The sequence below is a fragment of the Haloferax sp. AB510 genome (assembly GCF_024136985.1).
GTDB lineage: Archaea > Halobacteriota > Halobacteria > Halobacteriales > Haloferacaceae > Haloferax.
This window is the reverse complement of sequence record NZ_JAMYJY010000250.1, coordinates 1-399: the sequence shown is the minus strand read 5'-3', so window position 1 is coordinate 399 and position 399 is coordinate 1. Positions and strand designations below refer to the sequence as shown.

At 55.9% G+C, this 399-nt stretch carries 1 protein-coding gene; it reads right to left on the bottom strand.

The features are described from left to right. Nucleotides 1-35: 35 nt before the first annotated feature. Nucleotides 36-266: an AbrB/MazE/SpoVT family DNA-binding domain-containing protein gene (locus NKF06_RS20860; RefSeq protein ID WP_253246487.1), complete on the bottom strand. Its 231-nt coding sequence runs from the start codon at nt 264-266 to the stop codon at nt 36-38. Between the last annotated feature and the right edge of the window lie 133 nt (nt 267-399).

Sequence of the window (399 nt, the reverse complement as noted above, 5' to 3'; positions counted from 1 at the left end):
ATGAGTGCCAGCAGGAAATCCGTCTCCGCGTACATTCAGCGGCCGGCCTCGTCTAGTGCTGCGTTACGTGCTTCCTGCCGGAGTTCTTCCGCCGTCTTCTCAACGTCTGCGAACTCAGAGCGAAGGGCATCGAGCGGATCCTCCCCGACTGGGATCAACTTGATACCGTCGTGAAGCTGGACGATATGGTAGTGTTCACCGTATCGCTCTCGGATTTCTTTTGGGAGTGTCAGGCGCCCTCGACCGTCCAGCGTCGCTTCGGACATACGCTCATATTTTGTGGGTAGATACAAGAGCGTTCCCCAGATCCAATCTAATACCCACACAAGCAACTCACGCTCGTGTGCTGAACTCACCCTCTGTCTGTGTCACGCCGCTCTTGAGAGTGATCGGTGAGGT

Excerpts from the sequence above, each read along its gene's own strand:
- NKF06_RS20860 (WP_253246487.1), bottom strand. The coding sequence starts at position 266 with ATGTCCGAAGCGACGCTGGACGGTCGAGGGCGCCTGACACTCCCAAAA.